This window comes from Cohnella laeviribosi DSM 21336, from assembly GCF_000378425.1.
Classification (GTDB): Bacteria; Bacillota; Bacilli; order Paenibacillales; family Paenibacillaceae; genus Cohnella; species Cohnella laeviribosi.
The window spans coordinates 34,190-52,305 of the sequence record NZ_KB899837.1 but is presented as its reverse complement, the minus strand read 5'-3'; the positions used below and the strand labels follow the sequence as shown (position 1 = coordinate 52,305).

Here is an 18,116-nt window from a genome sequence, read left to right as displayed (position 1 = left end):
CCTGTACAACGGAAAGCAATGCCTTTTCCGCACGCTTCCGGGGTTCAAGCAGGGAGGGAAAATAGCTGCCTTTGCGAAGCTTCGGAATGCTCAGATCGAGCGTGCCGACCCGGGTATGCCACTCCCGTTGCCGGTAACCGTTTCCGCTGGTTGGTTCTTTCCGTGTTTCGTTCATAACGCTCGGCACCGATCTGGGCCGCTACTTCCGCCTCCATCAAGGAATGAACAAGAACATTCAAGGCTTCCTTTAAAAAATCCACATCACCGTCAGAACCGGACTTGCGTAAAAGCTCCAAAAGTGACATTCTATCTATAGAAGCCACGGTTTGATCCTCTTTCTAAAGTAGAGTCGCGTCACTTTAGTAGAAATCATACCGTGGCTTCCCTTGTCAAGAAGTTCGGTGCCATTTTACACCACTACTAGGGACTATAACGAGGCGGGATATTAGTGAAAAGAAAACTAGTTAGTATAGTAGGTTTTTTCACACTTCTGTTAGCAATATCAATAATTATTTATTCTGTTTGGCCTTGGTTGTTCTTGTATATTGGAGTTAAAACCCAGCCAAACCCGCCACATCCGGCAATCACATATGGGGAATTTCCGTTTCGGTTGGAATATGAGATTAATGGACGACGAATGGTTATTAATGATACTTTAATATGCGAGTATGATGGTGTTGGTGTTGACGAAGGCCAAGGAAAATATCGTAAATGGAAGCAACGATTAGCTAGCGGAAAAGAAAGAGTTACATTACTCAAAGTCGATGATACTACAGAAATCTATTACAACCCCGGAAGTCCGAGGTATTATATGGGAGATTTAAGTGAATCAGTTTATTTTAAACATAATTTTCCTGATGCTTCAATTATAAAAAAAGATGGTAGATTCACTACTGATAGTGTAATTCGAGCGGATCTTTTACAAAAAGAATATAATATTCGATTAATCCGTTGGGATTATACGCAACCGATAAAAAACAGCTTTTCTTAAGTTGTATAGCGCATAGCTTGGTTCGGTAAGATTGAACTTTTGGACCACATGCGAGTGTGACAACTCCATGTGGTTTTCTTTTTGCTTTAAATCGAGAAGCCAAACTATTAGTTCGTATTTAGAAGGTCCTTTTGGAGAAGCCCCAAGAATCGTTATCAGGCAATCCGGTATTTTTATTTTTTTCGCCCTCGGCTACGGATTCCGCTGTTGAAATTGCGTCCATCCATTCAGCGACGACAACGGAGAAACGACAGCCGAAAAAAATTTCGCATTGATAAAAATGATACCAGCCTCCCCGTTTTTTCAAATTAATCCATTTACCATTCCATTTTCATCTTGTGTTTTTTTTAACATTCAAAATATGATGCATATAAGGGTTAAGCGATTAATTTAGCGTTCCTGTCTTTACGCCCGAATTCGGTCCGCCGGGATACATGCATACGATGCCGTTCACCGGGCAGCCTGTCGCCGATTTGTGGGAAATCTGCCTGGCGATGAGCCGGCGGATCCGGGAACGGTTCCGACGGAACTTCCCGGCGCATGGCGAGAACGGAGCAGACAAAAACATAAATTTTCAAAAAAGATATTGATTTCTGAAAACGAATCCATTATGATGTTACGTAGGTAAAGCGCTTAATTCAATTTTCCTCATGAATCTGCTCTGTTTTGGCTTAAAGAACCCTTTGGTCAGCGGACTTATTAATGCTAACCCTTTCAGCTTATAAGTGAATCGCTTAATCCAACAATTTAAATTCATCGATTACCCTCGCTTTCAACAAGATCCATAGACCCCACTTCCGACGAGACTACCCAGCGTTTAGAGCAGCGACAAGCAGCACCTATCTTAATAAATATGAAAGCGATTACAATTCGTGAGAAAATCTTAATTTGATTTTCTTTGAGGGGAGGTGAGGCGGCGAGTGCGGACAGACTCAAGCCTCGGGGAATTCCTGCGCTGATTGTGCAATTGCAATTCCGCAAGTCCATCCTTATTGAGGGGGAAACCGATCGATGAAGAAAACGATGTTTTCAGCCTTGTTGGCGAGTCTGATCTGTCTGGCGCTGGTTGTCGCCGGATGCGCATCCAAAGGGGGCAACGCCGAATCGCAGGCACCCGCTCAAGCTTCCGGCAGCGAATCCGGCGGCGGCCAAATCCACATCGGCGCGGCGCTTCCCGACTTCAGCGACAAGTGGCTGAGCTATTTGCAAGAAGGAATGGAGAAATATCAGAAGACGCAGGACGGCGTGAACGTGACCTATGTGGATGCGCAAAACGACGCCAGCAAGCAGTTGGCCCAGATCGAAACGTTCATTTCGCAGAAAGTGGATGCGATCGTGATGGTTCCCGTGGACACGGTCTCGGCCGTCGATATCGTCGACAGAGCGAACAAGGCGAATATTCCGATTGTCGTCGTCAACCGCTGGTTCGAAGGGGTCGACAAAGCGGCGTCGTATGTCGGCTCGGAGTCCATTACCGCCGGGGTCATGCAGATGGAGGAAGTCGCAAAGCTGCTTGGCGGCAAAGGCAACATCGCGATTATGACCGGGCAGTTGGGCCAGGAGGCGCAAATCAAGCGCACGGAAGGGAACAAGCAGGTGATCGGCAAGTACCCGGATATGTCGATCGTGCTGGAAGGCACCGCCTCCTGGGATCGCGCGAAAGGGATGGCGCTCATGGAGAACTGGCTGAATTCCGGCAAAAAAATCGATGCCGTCGTGTCCAACAACGACGAGATGGCGATCGGCGCCATCATGGCGGCGGAAGCGGCGAACAAAGCCGACGGCATGATATTCGCCGGCGTCGACGCGACGCCGGATGCCCTCGAATACGTCAAGTCCGGCAAGCTGCAAGTAACGGTATTCCAAAATGCCGACGGCCAGGGCAAATCCGGTCTTGAGACGGCGATTAAAGCGGCGAGAGGTGAGCAAGTGGAGAAGAACGTGTACGTTCCTTACGAGCTGGTCACGAAAGACAATGTCGACGAGTACGTGAAGAAGTGGGAGTAAGCCCGACGGATATTCTGCGCGACTGCGCGATAAGAGCATGTCTTTGCGATATGTTTTTATCGCGCACGGAATACGCGCTGCGGCTCGCAGCCCGTCGCGGATCGAAAAGACAGAACAGATGGCGAGGGATGGTTAAAGATGAACGAATCCACCGTAGTGACGGAACAAAAGCTTGGCGGCCGAAGCGGCCCGTTTACGCTCGCTTCGTTGCTCAGCCGCTACGGCATGCTGCTGGTGCTCATCGCGTTAATGATTTTGATGTCCTTGCTGACGCCTACTTTTCTGACCGCCGACAACCTGCTCAACATTGTCCGCCAGATGTCGGTGGTCGGGATCGTGGCGATCGGCGTCACGTTCGTCATCATTACGACGGGGATCGATCTGTCCTCGGGCTCGGTCATTGCGCTGGTTTCGGTCGTTGTCGCGACGCTGGCCCATCCGGGCGAATATCCGCTCGTGCTGACGATTTTGGCGGGGCTGGGAATCGGAGTGCTGACGGGCCTGATCAACGGAACGATCATCGCGAAGGGCAAAATCGCCCCGTTTATCGTGACGCTCGGCATGATGACGGCCGCAAGAGGCGCTGCGCTGCTGTATACCGGCGGAAGGCCGATCGGGAATTTGTCGGATTCGTTCCGGTTTATCGGCCAAGGCAGCTTGCTCGGCATTCCGGTGCCGATTCTGATTTTTCTCTTCGTCGGCGTCGTGTCTTATCTTTTGCTCAATAAAACCAAATTCGGCAAATACATTTACGCCATCGGAGGCAACGAGCAGGCTGCGCGGATTGCCGGCATCAACGTCGACAAGTACAAAATCATGCTCTATGCGTACGCGGGTCTGCTGTCGTCCGTCGCCGGCATTATTTTGACCTCGCGCATCGCTTCCGGACAGCCGACCGCCGGCACGATGTACGAGCTGGACGCGATCGCGGCCGCGGTCATCGGCGGCACGAGCCTTGCCGGCGGCATCGGCACCATTGGCGGGACGATTATCGGCGCGCTCATTATCGGGGTTATGAACAACGGATTGGACTTGCTGAATGTGTCTTCGTATTGGCAGCAGATTCTGAAAGGCGCGATTATCACGACCGCCGTGCTGATCGATTCGCGGAAGAACAGGCGAAAATAGCGGCCGTGAAGAAGGCGCTGCGGGAGGTGATCCGGATGAACCCGGACTATATTTTGGAGCTGACGAACATTACCAAGGAGTTTCCCGGCGTGAAAGCGCTGGACAATATTCAACTGAAAGTGCGAAAAGGAACGGTTCACGCCTTAATGGGCGAGAACGGGGCCGGCAAATCGACGCTGATGAAGATCATTTTCGGCATCTACACGCCCGACCGGGGAACGATCAAGTACAAGGGCGAGGAAGTCAAGCTTTCCGGATCCAAGGACGCCTTGCGGCTCGGGATTTCGATGATCCATCAGGAGCTGACGCCTGTGCCGGAGATGACGGTGGCGGAGAATCTTTTTCTGGGACGGGAACCGACGAAGAGCTTCGGCTGGATTCGCAAGAAAAAAATGGTCGAGGACGCGCGTAAGCTGTTTGATTCGCTGAAAATCGACATTGACCCCAACGCCAGAATGGCCGACCTCAGCATCGCGAATATGCAGATGGTCGAAATCGCCGCCGCCGTTTCGCGCAATGCCGACCTGATCATTATGGACGAACCGACTTCGGCCATCACGGAAAGGGAAGTCGAGCGGTTGTTCGGGATGATCGCTTCTCTGAAGGCCAAAGGCGTTACGATCATTTACATCTCGCACAAAATGGATGAGATCTTTCGCATTTGCGACGAGATTACCGTGTTTCGGGATGGACAATTCGTCGGTTCGAAGCCGGCCGGCGAGCTGAACCCGGAATCGCTGATTCAAATGATGGTCGGCCGGGAGATCAAACAGGTGTTCCATAAGGACGAAGCGCCAATCGGCGAGGTGTTGCTGTCCGTCAAAAATTTGACGCGCAAAGGCAAGTTTCGAAAGGTAAGCTTCGAAGTGCGAAGCGGCGAAATTCTGGGCATTGCGGGGCTGATGGGCTCCGGCAGGACGGAAGTCGTCGAAAGCCTGTTCGGCATCGTCCCTCCGGACGAAGGCGAGATTTTCGTCAAGAACGAACGCGCGCACATTCGATCGCCGCAAGATGCGATCCGATACAAGATGGGATTGCTGACGGAAGACCGGAAAGCGACCGGCGCTTTTCTCCCTCTTTCCGTCAAGGACAATATGATCGTGTCGAGCATCGACGGGTACTTGAACAGAGCCGGATTGCTGAAAGGGAGGTTGGTCAACGACATGTGCGGCGCGTTCGTGGAGCGGCTGAACATCAAAACGCCAAGCCTCAACCAGCAGATCGGCAGGCTGAGCGGCGGCAATCAGCAGAAGGTGCTGCTGGCCAGATGGCTGCTGAGCAATCCGGATGTTCTCATTTTGGACGAACCGACCAGGGGAATCGACGTCGGGGCCAAAGCGGAAATTCATAAATTGATGTCCAGGCTGGCCAAGACCGGCAAAGCGATCGTGATGGTGTCCTCCGAGCTGCCGGAGATTCTCGGCATGAGCGACCGGATCGTCGTCATGCACGAAGGGGAGAAAAAAGGAGAGCTCACGCGGGCCGAGGCCAGCCAGGAGAAAATTATGGAACTGGTTTACCGTTGAGATTCCAAGGGAGGAATGGACGTGAGAGAGTCGATTCGCTGCGGGGTCATCGGACTGGGCAGGCTCGGCTGCTGGCATGCGCTGAATTTGGCTTCGAACATCAAGGGGGCAAAGCTCGTCTGCGTGGCGGATACGGTTGCGGAGCAAGCGGAGAAGATCGCGCGGGAGCTGGGCGTTTCCCGTTGGACGAACGACCCTGACCGCCTGCTGGAAGATCCCGAAATCGATGCGGTTGTCATCGCGGCGCCGACCGTTGCCCATGCGGATCTGGCGATTCGTGCCGCGCGCAACGGCAAGCACCTGTTTGTCGAAAAGCCGCTGACCCGGCACCTGGAGGAGACCAGCGCGGTCATCGAAGCGATTCGCGCCAACCGCGTTCGCTGCCAGGTCGGGTTCATGAGGCGGTTCGATCCCGCCTATTCCGAAGCCAAGCGGCGGATTGCGGCGGGGGATATCGGCGCCCCGATTTATTTTAAAGCCGTTTCGCGCGATCCGGTGTCGCCGCCTGCGGCCTTTATCGCAAATAGCGGCGGCATGTTTTTGGATATGGCCATTCATGATTACGACGCGGCCCGCTATTTGATGGGAACGGAGGTGACAAGCGTGGCCGCCCACGGCAGCGTTCTGGCCAACGATTTTATGCAAGCGCTCGGCGATGTCGACCAGTCGCTTACGTACGTGACGTTCGACTCCGGCGCCGCCGGCGATATCGAGAGCAGCCGGAACGCGGGATACGGCTACGATATTCGAGCCGAAGTCGTCGGTACGGAAGGGACGCTCGTCATCGGCTCGCTTCGCCGCCGCGATGTTGCGCTGCTGACGTCCAAAGGCCGTACGCACGAGATTGTGCCGGCCTTTCCGGAGCGCTTCAAGGATGCGTTTCAATTGGAGATGGCCCATTTCATCGAAGCGCTGCGCGAGGGGAGGACGCCCGCGGTTACGGAGGAAGACGGCCTGGCCGCCCAAGAAATCGCCGCCGCCGCGCAGGCGTCTTTTGAAGCGGGCCGCAGAATCGAGCTGCAGGAATGGAGGAATCGAAACCGCTAGTCGGCATCGGCCGGACGCTATCGTTTTTGCGCTGCCGCTTGAGGTAGAATAGGGGTAAAAAACGGGATCGTGACCATGAAACCTACCATTTACGACATTGCAAGAATCGCCGGCGTATCGGCGGCCACCGTGTCGAAGGTGCTGAACGACAGGGGCCGGATCAGCGACAAAACGAAGCAAAAAGTATTGAAAATCGTCGACGAACTGCACTATCGGCCCAATGTTCTGGCTTCGGCCATGAAGGGGAAATTCACGTATCAGATCGCGCTGCTGATCCCCGACATTGACAATCCCGTATACGTCTAATTTTTGAAGCACATTGAGGAAGCGGGGCAGCAAGCGGGTTTCAGCATCGTCATGTGCAGCACGGACAACGATGCCGAGAAGGAGGCGAAGCAAGTCGCCTTCATGCGCCAGAAGCGGGTCGACGGCTTCATCATCGCTTCGAAGTTCCGCAACGACGAGGTGCTGAAGGAGCTTCTGGAAGACGGCGTGCCGGTCGTGCTGTTCGCATTTGAGAAGCCGCCGTTTTCCATCGATATCGTGACGGTCGACGATTATCTCGGCGGCGTGGCGGCGGTTGAGCATCTGGTTTCCCTCGGGCATCGGCGCATCGGCGTCATCGCGGACGGCTCGTACAGCAGCGCCGAACGGGTGCGCGGCTATTACGCCGCTCTTCAATCGGCGGGGATCGCCGCGGAAGAGGGGCTGGTGGCCGAGTGCCAAACGATCACGCTGCAAGAAGCGGAGGAAGCCGCCGGGCGGTTGCTGGGCCGCCGCGACAGGCCGAGCGCGGTATTCGGCTGCAACGACGTCATGGCCGCCGGCGCGATGCGTGCGGCCAGAAAGCTTGGACTGGACGTCCCCAAGGACTTGTCGATCGTCGGCTTCGACAACACCGATTGGTGTTCGCTCCTGTTCCCCGAGCTAACGTCGGTCGCGATGCCGCTCCCGGAGTTGGGGAAGAAGGTCATGGAAGTGATCGTCAACCGGATGGAGCGGAACGAACCTACGAAGCAGACCGTCCGCATGTTTCCCAAGCTTGTCGTTCGCGGCTCGACGGGACCGGTCTGAAAGCCGCCGCTTCATGGCAGCTGCGCCATAGTAGGGTAATCGATTACCCGATTTTTTTGCAGGCAAAGGGAGGAGAGGGGTATGAAAATCGCGTTCAACCAGGCGACCACCATGAAGCATTCCACGCTTGAGCTTGATCTTGCCTATTGCGAGAAGCACGGATACGACGGGATCGAAATTCGGCTGGACAAATTGAAAGACTATTTGCGGCGTCATCGGCCGCAAGAGCTGAAGGCGTTCTTCGAACGGAGCGCCCTGCGGCCGCTTGCGTTCAATGCGCTTGAGCAGATCAGCTTTCGGGACGAAGAAAGCTTTCGGCAAATCGTGAACGACCTCAAGTTTTTGGGCGAGATCGGCGGCATCATCGGCTGCCGTACCGTCATCGTCGTGCCCGCCTTTGACGTGGGCGATTATACGAAGCAAGCGATTAAGGACGAGACGGTGCGCGCGCTCCGCCATTTGGCGGACTTGGCGCGGCCGTACGGCCTTCGCCTTGCGTTCGAGTTTGTCGGCTATCCGAACTGCTCGGTCAATACGTTCGGCCAGGCTTACGACATCGTCCGGGCGGCGGACCGGGACAACGTCGGCATCGTGCTGGACTGCTTCCATTTTCATGCGATGAATTCGAGGCTGGAGGATTTGCGGCAGGCCGATCCCGCCGACATTTTCGTCTTCCACATCGACGACTGCGAGGATTTGCCCGCCGGCGCGCTGCGGGACCGGCACCGCGTATGGCCGGGCCAAGGGTGCATCGATTTGGATGCGATTTTGCGGACGCTGAAGGAGATCGGCTACGGCGAGATGGCGTCCGTCGAGTTATTTCGGCCGGAGTATTGGGAGTGGGATATCGAGCGGGCGATCCGAACCGGCTACGAGACGGCGTCCCGTGTCGTTCGGTCTTATTTTCCGCCGGTGAAAGCGTAACAAAAAATGTGTTGTGCGGATAGAGAATTCCGTGTATGCTTAAGTCGAGACGGGAGATTAAGCGCTTAATCTAAATGTCTGACCCTATGCTGAATACAGAAATGGAGGGATGGCGTTGGCAACCGTGCGCTTGACAATGGCACAAGCATTGCTTCGTTTTCTGGACGCCCAATATGTTTCGATCGACGGCGAGGAAACGAAATTCGTTCGGGGCGTTATGGGCATCTTCGGTCACGGCAACGTAACCGGCATCGGCGAAGCGCTGGAACGAAGCCCGGGCAGCCTGACGCTGATTCAAGGCAAGAACGAGCAGGGAATGGTACATGCGGCGGTCGCTTACGCGAAGCAGAAGAATCGCAAGCAGATTTTTGCCTGCACCACTTCCATCGGGCCGGGCGCGCTCAACATGGTAACGGCGGCCGCGACGGCGACGGTCAACCGCATTCCCGTTCTGCTTCTGCCCGGCGACAATTTCGCTTCGCGCCAGCCGGACCCTGTGCTGCAGCAGCTTGAGGTGGCGAGCGATTATACCGTTTCCGCTACCGATCCGTTTAAGGCGGTCAGCAAATATTGGGACCGGATCGTGCGGCCCGAGCAATTGATGTCGGCCGCCCTTCAGGCCATGCGCGTGCTGACCGATCCGGCGGAGACCGGCGCGGTCACGCTGGCGCTGCCGCAGGACGTGCAAGCGGAAGCGCACGATTACCCGGAGGAGTTTTTCCGCCGGCGGGTTCATTATATCGACCGCCGGCCGCCTGCGGCGGAAGCCGTGCGGCGCGCGGCCGAGCTGCTCGCCGGCAAGCGCAGGCCGCTCATCGTAGCCGGAGGCGGCGTGCTGTATGCGGAGGCGGTTCAGGAGCTTCGCGAATTCGCCGAAGCGTTCGGCATTCCGGTGGCCGAGACGCAGGCGGGCAAAAGCGCGCTGCCGTGGGACCATCCGCTGAACGTCGGCGCGATCGGGGTCACCGGTTCGCTTGCGGCGAATTTGCTGGCGAAGGAAGCGGATGCCGTGATCGGCGTCGGCACCCGGTATTCCGACTTCACGACGTCGTCCAAATCGGCTTTTGCGCATCCGGACGTCCAGTTTGTGAACCTCAACGTCAGCGCGCTGGATGCCGCGAAATGGAGCGGCGCCGCGCTGACAGGCGACGCGAAGCTCGGCTTGCGGGCCCTCGGTTCGGCTCTTGCCGAACGCGGTTACCGGAGCGGCTACGAAGCGGACGAGATTGCGGGCTTGAAGCGACGCTGGGATGCCGAAGCGGACCGGCTGTTCGGGCTGGAACACGAGGCGGGCTTATCGCAGACGCGAGCGCTCGGCGTCATTCAGGAGACGATCGGCCCGGATGCCGTCGTCGTCTGCGCGGCGGGCAGCCTTCCCGGCGATTTGCACCGGCTGTGGAGGCCGTCCCGGCCGAAGACGTACCACATGGAATACGGCTTTTCCTGCATGGGCTACGAAGTCAGCGGCGCGTTCGGCGTTTCGCTGGCCGAGCCGGACCGGGAAGTGTATGCGCTGGTCGGAGACGGCAGCTATCTGATGCTGCATTCGGAGCTTGTCACCAGCCTGCAGGAAGGAAAGAAGATTACCGTTCTGCTGTTCGACAACCACGGCTTCCAATGCATTCACAATTTGCAGCGGGAGCATGGCAGCGACGGCTTCGGGAACGAGTTCCGCTATCGGGAGGAGGCGACCGGCCGGCTGACGGGCGGCTACTTGCCGATCGATTTTGCCGCTCACGCCCGCAGTCTCGGCGCCAAAGCGTTCTTCGCCGCTACGGCGGACGAACTGAAAGCCGCGCTGGAACAAGCGAAGAAGGAGCGGGTATCGACGCTGATTCATATTCCCGTCGTTCCCGGGACGAACACGGGCGGCTACGAGTCGTGGTGGAATGTCGGCGTTGCGGAAGTGTCCGTAAGCGACAAAGTGGTTCAGGCGCACGAGAACATGAAGCGGAAGATCCGAGCGGCCAAACCGTACTGAAAATGAGCCGGCCCGGCCGCAATCACCTTGCATCGCTTCGGCGGGCCGTTTTGGAGGAGAAATAAGCGATGGCCAATTTTCCGTTTCGACTGGGGGCGCACCCCATCAACTGGGTCGGAGAAGACGTGAAGGAACACGGAGAGGAAACGACTTTCGAGCAGATCGTCGACGACATGCAGCGGCTTGGGCTGGAAGGAACGGAAATGGGCCGAAAATACCCGAAAGATATTCCGACGCTCAAGCGGGAATTGGCGGCTCGCGGCTTGCAGCTTGTGTCCCAATGGAAATCGGTCTTGTTTTCCGACCCTGCCCGCAGAGACGAAGAGCTGAAAGCCTACCGGGCGCACGCCGAGTTTTTGCATCAAATGGGCAGCACCGTCATCAGCACATGCGAGGTCGGCGGCTCCCTCCACTTCGACCCCCGCCGTTCGCCTTGCGAGCAGGAAGTGGTGAGACTGGACGAGGCAGGCTGGCGCAGCCTTGCCGAAGGGTTGAACGCGGCCGGCGCGATTGCCCGGGAATACGGCCTCAAGCTGACGTACCATCACCACGGGGGAACGGTCGTGGAACGCCCGGAGGAAATCGACCGGCTGATGGAGATGACCGATCCGGACCTTGTCTACCTGCTCTATGACACGGGCCATGCCGTTTACGGCGGGGCGGACCCGCTCGCCTTGCTTCGCAAGCACTACGGCCGTATCGCGTACGTGCATCTGAAGGACGTTCGCATGGCCCTGCTTGAAGAAGCGAGAGCGGAGCGGGCCGATTTCCTCTCTTGCATCCGCAAAGGCGTGTTTACGGTGCCGGGAACCGGGGACCTTGACTTTCGGCCTATCGTCGAGGAGCTCGTCGCCCGCGGCTACAGCGGCTGGGTGATGCTGGAGGGCGAGCAGGATCCGAAGGTCCATCCGGCCTACGAGTACGCAAGCAAGGCGCTGCAATATTTGCAGTTCATCTTATCGGAGAAAGAGGGGCAACCGCAATGACGTATGTGAACTTTCCCGCCGGACGGGAACTGGACTTTGCGGCCATCGGCAGGCTGTGCATCGACTTAAACGCCAACGAGATCAACCGGCCGATGGAGGAGACGCGCACGTTCACGAAATATGTCGGCGGCTCTCCCGCCAACATTGCCATCGGCATGTCGCGCCTGGGCATGAAGACCGCTTTTATCGGTAAAATCGCCGACGATCAGATGGGGCGTTTTATTCACCGTTACTTGAACGACAACGGCATCGACACCGCGAACGTGGTCGTCGACAAGACGGGCGCGGTGACCGGGCTGGCGTTTACGGAAATCAAGAGTCCGACCGATTGCAGCATCCTGATGTACCGCGACAATGTCGCCGATTTGAAGCTGACGCCGGGCGAGGTGAGCGAGGAGCTGATCGCGCGGACCAAAATGCTGCTGATTTCGGGAACCGCCTTGGCGCAAAGCCCGTCGAGGGAAGCGGTGTTTCAGGCGCTGGTCTACGCGCGCAGGCACGGCGCCGTCGTGGCCTTCGATCTCGACTATCGCCCGTACACGTGGAAGTCGGAGGAGGAGACGGCCGTCTATTACAATCTGGCGGCGGAGAAGTGCGACATCCTTCTGGGGACGCGCGAGGAGTTCGACATGATGGAGCGGTTCGAGCGCAACCCGGACCGCAGCGACCGGGTGACGGCGGAAAAATGGTTTGATCACGCCGCCCGGATCGTCATCATCAAGCACGGCAAAGCGGGCTCTATCGCCTATACCAAAGACGGAGCGAGCCACCGGGCCCGGTCGTATCCGGCCAAAGTCGTCAAGACGTTCGGCGCCGGCGACGCCTACGCCGCCGGCTTCCTGTACGGCGTGATGCAGGGGTGGACACTGGAGAAGAGCATGTCGTTCGGGAGCTCGGCGGCCAGCATTGTCATTTCCAGCCATAGCTGTTCCGACGCCATGCCTACGGCGGATCAAGTCGAATCGTATATGGCCAGCTGCGAGCGGGGCGAAATTGTCGGATAACGGTTGAACCGGGCAAAGAGGAGGGCATCTAACATGACGCAAGTGTTGAAAAATTGGATTGCAGGCCGCTGGGTCGATGCGCAAACGGACCGAACCGAACCCGTGTACAATCCGGCGACGGAAGAAGTGCTGGCATCGGTTCCGCTGTCCACGAAGGAAGATGTCGACCGGGCGGTAGCGGCCGCCAAGGAAGCGTTCAAGGCGTGGAGCCGCACGCCGGTGCCGCGCCGCGCCAGAGTGCTGTTCAAGTACCAGCAGCTGCTGGTGGACCATTGGGAGGAGCTGGCGCGCCTTGTGACCCTGGAGAACGGCAAAAGCTACAACGAGGCGTACGGAGAGGTGCAGCGCGGCATCGAGTGCGTCGAATTCGCCGCGGGAGCGCCCAACCTGATGATGGGCAAGCAGCTTCCCGACATCGCCACCAATCTGGAATCGGGCATGTTCCGGTATCCGGTAGGCGTCGTCGGCGGCATCACGCCGTTCAATTTTCCGATGATGGTGCCGTGCTGGATGTTTCCGCTGGCGATCGCGTGCGGCAATACGTTTGTGCTCAAGCCGTCGGAGCGGACGCCGCTGCTCGCCAACCGCCTGGCCGAGCTGTTTCGCGAAGCGGGATTGCCGGATGGCGTGTTGAATATCGTTCACGGCGCGCATGACGTGGTGAACGGCATTCTGGAGCATCCCGGCGTTGCCGCCGTGTCCTTCGTCGGCTCCCAGCCGGTGGCCGAATACGTCTACAAGACGGCTTCCGCCCACGGCAAGCGCGTGCAGGCGCTGGCCGGCGCCAAAAACCACACCATCGTCATGCCGGATGCGGACCTGAACCTGGCCGTCAAAGAGATTATCAACGCCGCCTTCGGTTCGGCCGGCGAGCGCTGCATGGCCTGCTCGGTCGTCGTGGCGGTCGGGGAAATCGGCGACGAGCTTGTCCGGAGGCTGGTGGAAGCGGCGGACGGCTTGACGATCGGCAACGGATTGGAGCCCGGCGTATTCCTTGGCCCCGTCATTCGCGATTCCCACAAGGAGCGGACCTTGAAATATATCGAGATCGGAGAAAAGGAAGGCGCGCTGCTGGTGCGCGACGGACGCAAGGACTCCGCCGCGAGCGGCCAAGGCTATTTCGTCGGCCCGACGCTCTTCGACAACGTGCAGGCAGGGATGAAAATTTGGCAGGACGAAATTTTTGCCCCCGTTCTGTCCATCGTTCGCGCCGATTCGCTGGAAGAGGCGATCGAGATCGCCAATCGTTCGGAATTCGCCAACGGCGCCTGCATTTTCACGAAAAGCGGAGCGGCGGTGCGGCAATTCCGCGAGACGATCGACGCGGGCATGCTCGGCGTCAACCTGGGCGTTCCGGCGCCGATGGCGTTCTTCCCGTTTTCCGGTTGGAAGAAGTCTTTTTACGGCGATTTGCATGCGAACGGCAACGACGGCGTCGAATTTTACACCCGCAAGAAAATGGTGACGGCCCGTTGGTAACGGCGGATGGGGGGTAACGTAGATGGCACTCGTGTCCATGACCGAAATGCTCCGAAAGGCGCTGGAAGAGCGGTACGCCGTCGGCCAGTTCAATCTGCTGAACCTCGAGTTCGCGCAAGCGATTCTGCTGGCCGCGGAAGCCGAACGGGCCCCGGTCATTCTCGGCGTCAGCGAAGCTTATGTCCCGTACATGGGCGGCCTGAAGACAATTTCGCGCATGGTCCGCTCGCTCATGGAGCATTTGCGGATTTCGGTTCCGGTCGCGCTTCATCTCGATCACGGCACCACGTATGAATTATGCATCCGGGCGCTTCGCGCAGGCTTTACGTCCGTCATGATCGACGCCTCGCATCTGGAGCTTTCGCGCAACATCGAGGTGACTTCGCGCGTAACGGAAGCGGCGCATGCGCTTGGCGCCTCCGTCGAAGCCGAGCTGGGCCGGATTACCGGCAGGGAAGACGATCTGATCGTGGAGGAAGCGGAAGCCATGTATGCCGTGCCCGAGGAGTGCGCCAAGCTGGCGAGGGAGACGGGCGTCGACTGCCTTGCCCCGGCGCTCGGCTCGGTCCACGGCCCGTACCGCGGCCAGCCTCGGCTCGGCTTCGAACGGATGGGCGAAATTCAGCGGCTGACGGGATTGCCGCTGGTCTTGCACGGCGGAAGCGGATTGCCGGAAGAGGAAATTCTGCAGGCCATTTCGCTGGGCACCGCCAAAATCAATATGAACACGGACAATCAGATGGCCTTCACGGCGGCAATCCGGACATATCTTCAGGAACATCCCCAGGCTTACGACCCGAGACATTACTTCATCCCGGCGAAGGAAGCGGTTCAAGCGGCGGTTCGGGCCAAAATCCGGTTGTTCGGCAGCTCGGGAAGAGGATAGGAGGAAACGGCAGATGGCTACCTTAAAGATCGGCATTATCGGCGCCGGCCGAATCGGCAAAATCCATGCCGACAATTTGCTGCGGCATCCGAATGCGGAAGTCGTCGCGGTCAGCGACCTGTTCGCCGGTCCCGAGCTGGAAGCTTGGGCGGCGGCGCGGGGAATCGGCTTGTTGACCAAAGAAAGCGCCGACTTGATTCATCATCCGGACATCGATGCGGTCTTTATTTGTTCTTCCACGGATACCCATGTGCCTCTGATCAAGCAGGCGGCGCAGGCGGGCAAGCATATTTTCTGCGAAAAGCCGATCAGCATGGAGATCGAGCGTACGGAGGAAGCGCTGGAGGCGGTCCGCAAGGCGGGAGTCAAGCTGCAAGTCGGCTTCAACCGGCGCTTCGACCATAATTTCAAACGGGTGAAAGAACATGTGGAAAGCGGAACGATCGGCGTCCCGCACATCGTCAAGATTACGTCCCGCGATCCGAGCCCGCCGCCGGAAGCGTATATCCGGACTTCGGGCGGCCTGTTTATGGATATGGCGATTCACGATTTCGACATGGCCCGTTTTCTGTCCGGAAGCGAAGTCGTCGAAGTTTTCGCACAGGGAGGCGTGCTCGTCGATCCGGTGTTTGCCGAATGCGGCGATATCGATACCGCGGTCATTACGCTGAAGTTCGCGAACGGGGCGTTCGGCGTCATCGACAACAGCCGCAAAGCGGCGTACGGGTACGACCAGCGCGTCGAAGTGTTCGGGTCGAAAGGAGCGGTGGCCGCGGCGAACGACTTTCCCAATTCGGCGGTCGTCAGTACGGAAGCGGGAATCTCATCCGACAAACCGCTTCATTTCTTCCTGGAACGGTATGCGCAAGCGTACGAGGACGAAGCCAGGCAGTTCATCGACAGTCTAGCCAACGGCACGCCGGTGCCGGTCGACGGCGAAGACGGACTGCAGGCCGAGCGCATCGCGCTGGCCGCAAAATGGTCTTTCCGGCTGAATCGCGTCGTCAAGCTTGACGAAATTGCGGAGTTGCGGAGCCTGCAGGCCAATTGACGAAAGGGAGGTGCGACGGTTGTCCAAATTGCTGATTACCCCGGACTCCAACGCCGCAAGCGGCAAGTTGATTTCGATTACGCCGGCTTCTGCCGGCTGGACGTACGTCGGCTTCGAGGTGTTCAAGCTGTCCGAAGGACAGTCGCTCGCGCAAGAGACGGGCGCGCGGGAAGTGTGCCTCGTCCTGCTGAGCGGGGTGGCGGATGTCGCCACTTCAACCGAGCAGTGGCGGGGAATCGGCGGCAGGATGAGCGTGTTCGAGCAGACGCCGCCGTACTCCGTTTACGTGCCGAGCGGGGACCGCTACCGGGTGGAGGCCAAAACGGCGCTGGAGCTGGCCGTCTGCTCCGCTCCGGGAAGCGGCGGTCATCCCGCCCGGCTGATCCCGCCCGAGCAAGTCGGGATCGAAATCCGCGGCAGCGGCGCGATCGAGCGCCGCGTTCACAACATCTTGCCCGAGCAAGAACCGGCCGACAGCTTGCTGGTGGTCGAGGTGTTCACGCCGGGCGGGCACTGGTCCAGCTACCCGCCGCACAAGCACGACAGGGACGCGCTGCCGGATGAATCGCTGCTGGAGGAAACGTATTATTTTCGCGTCCGGCCCGAGCAGGGGTTTGCCCTTCAGCGGATCTACACGGACGACCGCTCGCTGGACGAGACGCTGGCGGTCAAGGACGGCGAGGCGGTTCTCGTGCCTTGCGGCTATCATCCGGTGTCGGCTCCTCCAGGCTACGACGTTTATTACTTGAACGTAATGGCCGGTCCGCGCCGCACCTGGAAGTTTCATAACGATCCGGACCACGCTTGGATCCTGTCGGCAAACGCGAAGCCGTAAGCGGGCGCTCAACGGTTGCAACCGTCCCGGCGGATTCCTATAATTGTAATAAAGAGAGGGGATGGCGCGCCCATCCCTTACTATTTTCTTAAGAGGGACCCGAATGAAAGCGACGATTTATGACGTGGCCAAAGAGGCCGGCGTGTCGATCGCCACGGTATCCAATGCGATTAACGGGAAGGGCAAGATCAGCAAGAAGCGGCGCGAGCAAATTTTCAAAATCATGGAAAAGCTCAACTACCAGCCGAGCCGGATCGCATCCGCGCTCGTCGGGAAGAGAACCTATACGTTGGGGCTGCTCATTCCGGATATTTCGAACCCTTTTTTCAGCGAAATCGCCCGCGCGATCGAGGATCATGCCCATCAGACCGGCTACAGCGTCATCATTTGCAGCACGGACAACAAGGACGAGCGCGTCGAACGGTATATTTCCGTGCTTGAGCAGAACAGCGTCGACGGCATCATCATCGGGACGGGCATCGACAACCTGGACATTTTGACGCAACTTCAAGAAAGAGGCGTTCCCTTCGTCATGATCTCGCGGGAGACGTTTGCGCTGGCCGCCGATACGGTCGTCGCCGACGACTTTGTGGGCGGGATGCTGGCCGCACGGCATTTGGCCGAACTGGGCCACCGCCGCATGGCCATTCTCTCCGAGAACTTGAAGGTGAGCAGCAGCCGCGAGCGCATTCGGGGTTTTAAGCAGGGGCTGCTCGATATGGGCGTTCCGTTTGACGACGCCGACATCGTCATTTGCGAATACCGGATCGAGGAGGGGAGACGGGGCGCTCAGGAACTGCTGGCGCGCGCAGACAAGCCGACGGCGATTTTTTGCTGCAACGATTTGCTCGCGATCGGCGCCATGCAGGTAGCGAGACAGCTTGGCGTCAAAGTGCCGGACGACCTGTCGATCGTCGGTTTTGACGACACCATTTTGGCCAGCGTGACGAACCCGCCGCTGACGACGGTCGCTCAACCGATCGAACAGATGGGCAAGCAGGCTTTTCAATTGTTGATCCACAACCTGGACAATGCGGACGCCGCCAAGCAGCGGGTCGTCATTCGGCCGGAGCTGACCGTCCGGCAGTCGACCGGTCCCGTTCGATAAACGGTCTAAGTCCATTGATTGAACCGCATGCGAGCATTTTTCGCTTCATGCGGTTTTTGCGTTTTATCGCGAAGCTAACATCATTTTCT

At 58.0% G+C, this 18,116-nt stretch carries 16 protein-coding genes and 1 pseudogene; 16 read left to right on the top strand and 1 reads right to left on the bottom strand.

What is annotated here, in order from left to right:
* Positions 1–323 (bottom strand): annotated as a pseudogene (locus F560_RS25135) (transposase); the annotation flags it as partial.
* Between the two features lie 125 nt (positions 324–448).
* Here F560_RS25135 and F560_RS25130 point away from each other — a divergent pair.
* The 16 genes from F560_RS25130 (at position 449) to F560_RS0116750 (ending at position 18,027) form a co-directional block, all read left to right on the top strand.
* Complete coding sequence (locus tag F560_RS25130; RefSeq protein WP_083932108.1) at positions 449–991, top strand: hypothetical protein; 543 nt, start codon at positions 449–451, stop codon at positions 989–991.
* Between the two features lie 1,011 nt (positions 992–2,002).
* Positions 2,003–2,998 (top strand): sugar ABC transporter substrate-binding protein, encoded by a 996-nt coding sequence (locus F560_RS0116815; protein ID WP_019006929.1) that lies wholly within the window; start codon positions 2,003–2,005, stop codon positions 2,996–2,998.
* Between the two features lie 138 nt (positions 2,999–3,136).
* Entirely contained in the window at positions 3,137–4,126 is a 990-nt protein-coding gene (locus F560_RS0116810) for an ABC transporter permease (RefSeq protein ID WP_019006928.1), read from the top strand.
* A 35-nt stretch (positions 4,127–4,161) separates the two neighbouring features.
* Complete coding sequence (locus tag F560_RS0116805; protein WP_026298348.1) at positions 4,162–5,652, top strand: sugar ABC transporter ATP-binding protein; 1,491 nt, start codon at positions 4,162–4,164, stop codon at positions 5,650–5,652.
* A 21-nt stretch (positions 5,653–5,673) separates the two neighbouring features.
* Positions 5,674–6,699 (top strand): inositol 2-dehydrogenase, encoded by a 1,026-nt coding sequence (gene iolG / locus F560_RS0116800; protein ID WP_019006926.1) that lies wholly within the window; start codon positions 5,674–5,676, stop codon positions 6,697–6,699.
* A gap of 75 nt (positions 6,700–6,774) precedes the next feature.
* Complete coding sequence (locus F560_RS25125; protein WP_019006925.1) at positions 6,775–7,005, top strand: LacI family DNA-binding transcriptional regulator; 231 nt, start codon at positions 6,775–6,777, stop codon at positions 7,003–7,005.
* Positions 7,006–7,008: 3 nt separating this feature from the next.
* Positions 7,009–7,773, top strand: a complete 765-nt coding sequence (locus F560_RS24265; protein ID WP_156829032.1) for a LacI family DNA-binding transcriptional regulator — start codon at positions 7,009–7,011, stop codon at positions 7,771–7,773.
* 81 nt (positions 7,774–7,854) lie between these two features.
* A complete protein-coding gene (locus F560_RS0116790; RefSeq protein ID WP_019006923.1) occupies positions 7,855–8,697 on the top strand; it encodes a sugar phosphate isomerase/epimerase family protein in 843 nt (280 codons plus the stop codon).
* A 115-nt stretch (positions 8,698–8,812) separates the two neighbouring features.
* The gene (iolD, locus tag F560_RS0116785; RefSeq protein WP_020621291.1) at positions 8,813–10,678 is read left to right on the top strand and encodes a 3D-(3,5/4)-trihydroxycyclohexane-1,2-dione acylhydrolase (decyclizing); all 1,866 of its coding nucleotides are present in this window, start codon (positions 8,813–8,815) and stop codon (positions 10,676–10,678) included.
* Positions 10,679–10,746: 68 nt separating this feature from the next.
* Positions 10,747–11,664 (top strand): myo-inosose-2 dehydratase, encoded by a 918-nt coding sequence (gene iolE, locus F560_RS0116780; protein WP_019006921.1) that lies wholly within the window; start codon positions 10,747–10,749, stop codon positions 11,662–11,664.
* Positions 11,661–12,668 carry a 5-dehydro-2-deoxygluconokinase gene (gene iolC / locus F560_RS0116775; RefSeq protein ID WP_019006920.1) on the top strand — a complete coding sequence of 336 codons (1,008 nt, stop codon included), beginning with the start codon at positions 11,661–11,663 and terminating at the stop codon, positions 12,666–12,668. The genes iolE and iolC overlap by 4 nt, the downstream gene beginning before the upstream one ends.
* 33 nt (positions 12,669–12,701) lie before the next feature.
* A complete protein-coding gene (locus F560_RS0116770; protein WP_019006919.1) occupies positions 12,702–14,147 on the top strand; it encodes a CoA-acylating methylmalonate-semialdehyde dehydrogenase in 1,446 nt (481 codons plus the stop codon).
* Between the two features lie 22 nt (positions 14,148–14,169).
* Positions 14,170–15,033 (top strand): class II fructose-1,6-bisphosphate aldolase, encoded by an 864-nt coding sequence (fba, locus tag F560_RS0116765; protein ID WP_019006918.1) that lies wholly within the window; start codon positions 14,170–14,172, stop codon positions 15,031–15,033.
* Positions 15,034–15,046: 13 nt separating this feature from the next.
* Entirely contained in the window at positions 15,047–16,084 is a 1,038-nt protein-coding gene (iolG, locus tag F560_RS0116760) for an inositol 2-dehydrogenase (protein WP_019006917.1), read from the top strand.
* 19 nt (positions 16,085–16,103) lie between these two features.
* Complete coding sequence (gene iolB, locus F560_RS0116755; protein ID WP_019006916.1) at positions 16,104–16,919, top strand: 5-deoxy-glucuronate isomerase; 816 nt, start codon at positions 16,104–16,106, stop codon at positions 16,917–16,919.
* A 103-nt stretch (positions 16,920–17,022) separates the two neighbouring features.
* Positions 17,023–18,027, top strand: coding sequence for a LacI family DNA-binding transcriptional regulator (locus F560_RS0116750; RefSeq protein WP_019006915.1), 1,005 nt, complete (start codon positions 17,023–17,025; stop codon positions 18,025–18,027).
* The last annotated feature ends 89 nt before the right edge of the window (positions 18,028–18,116 follow it).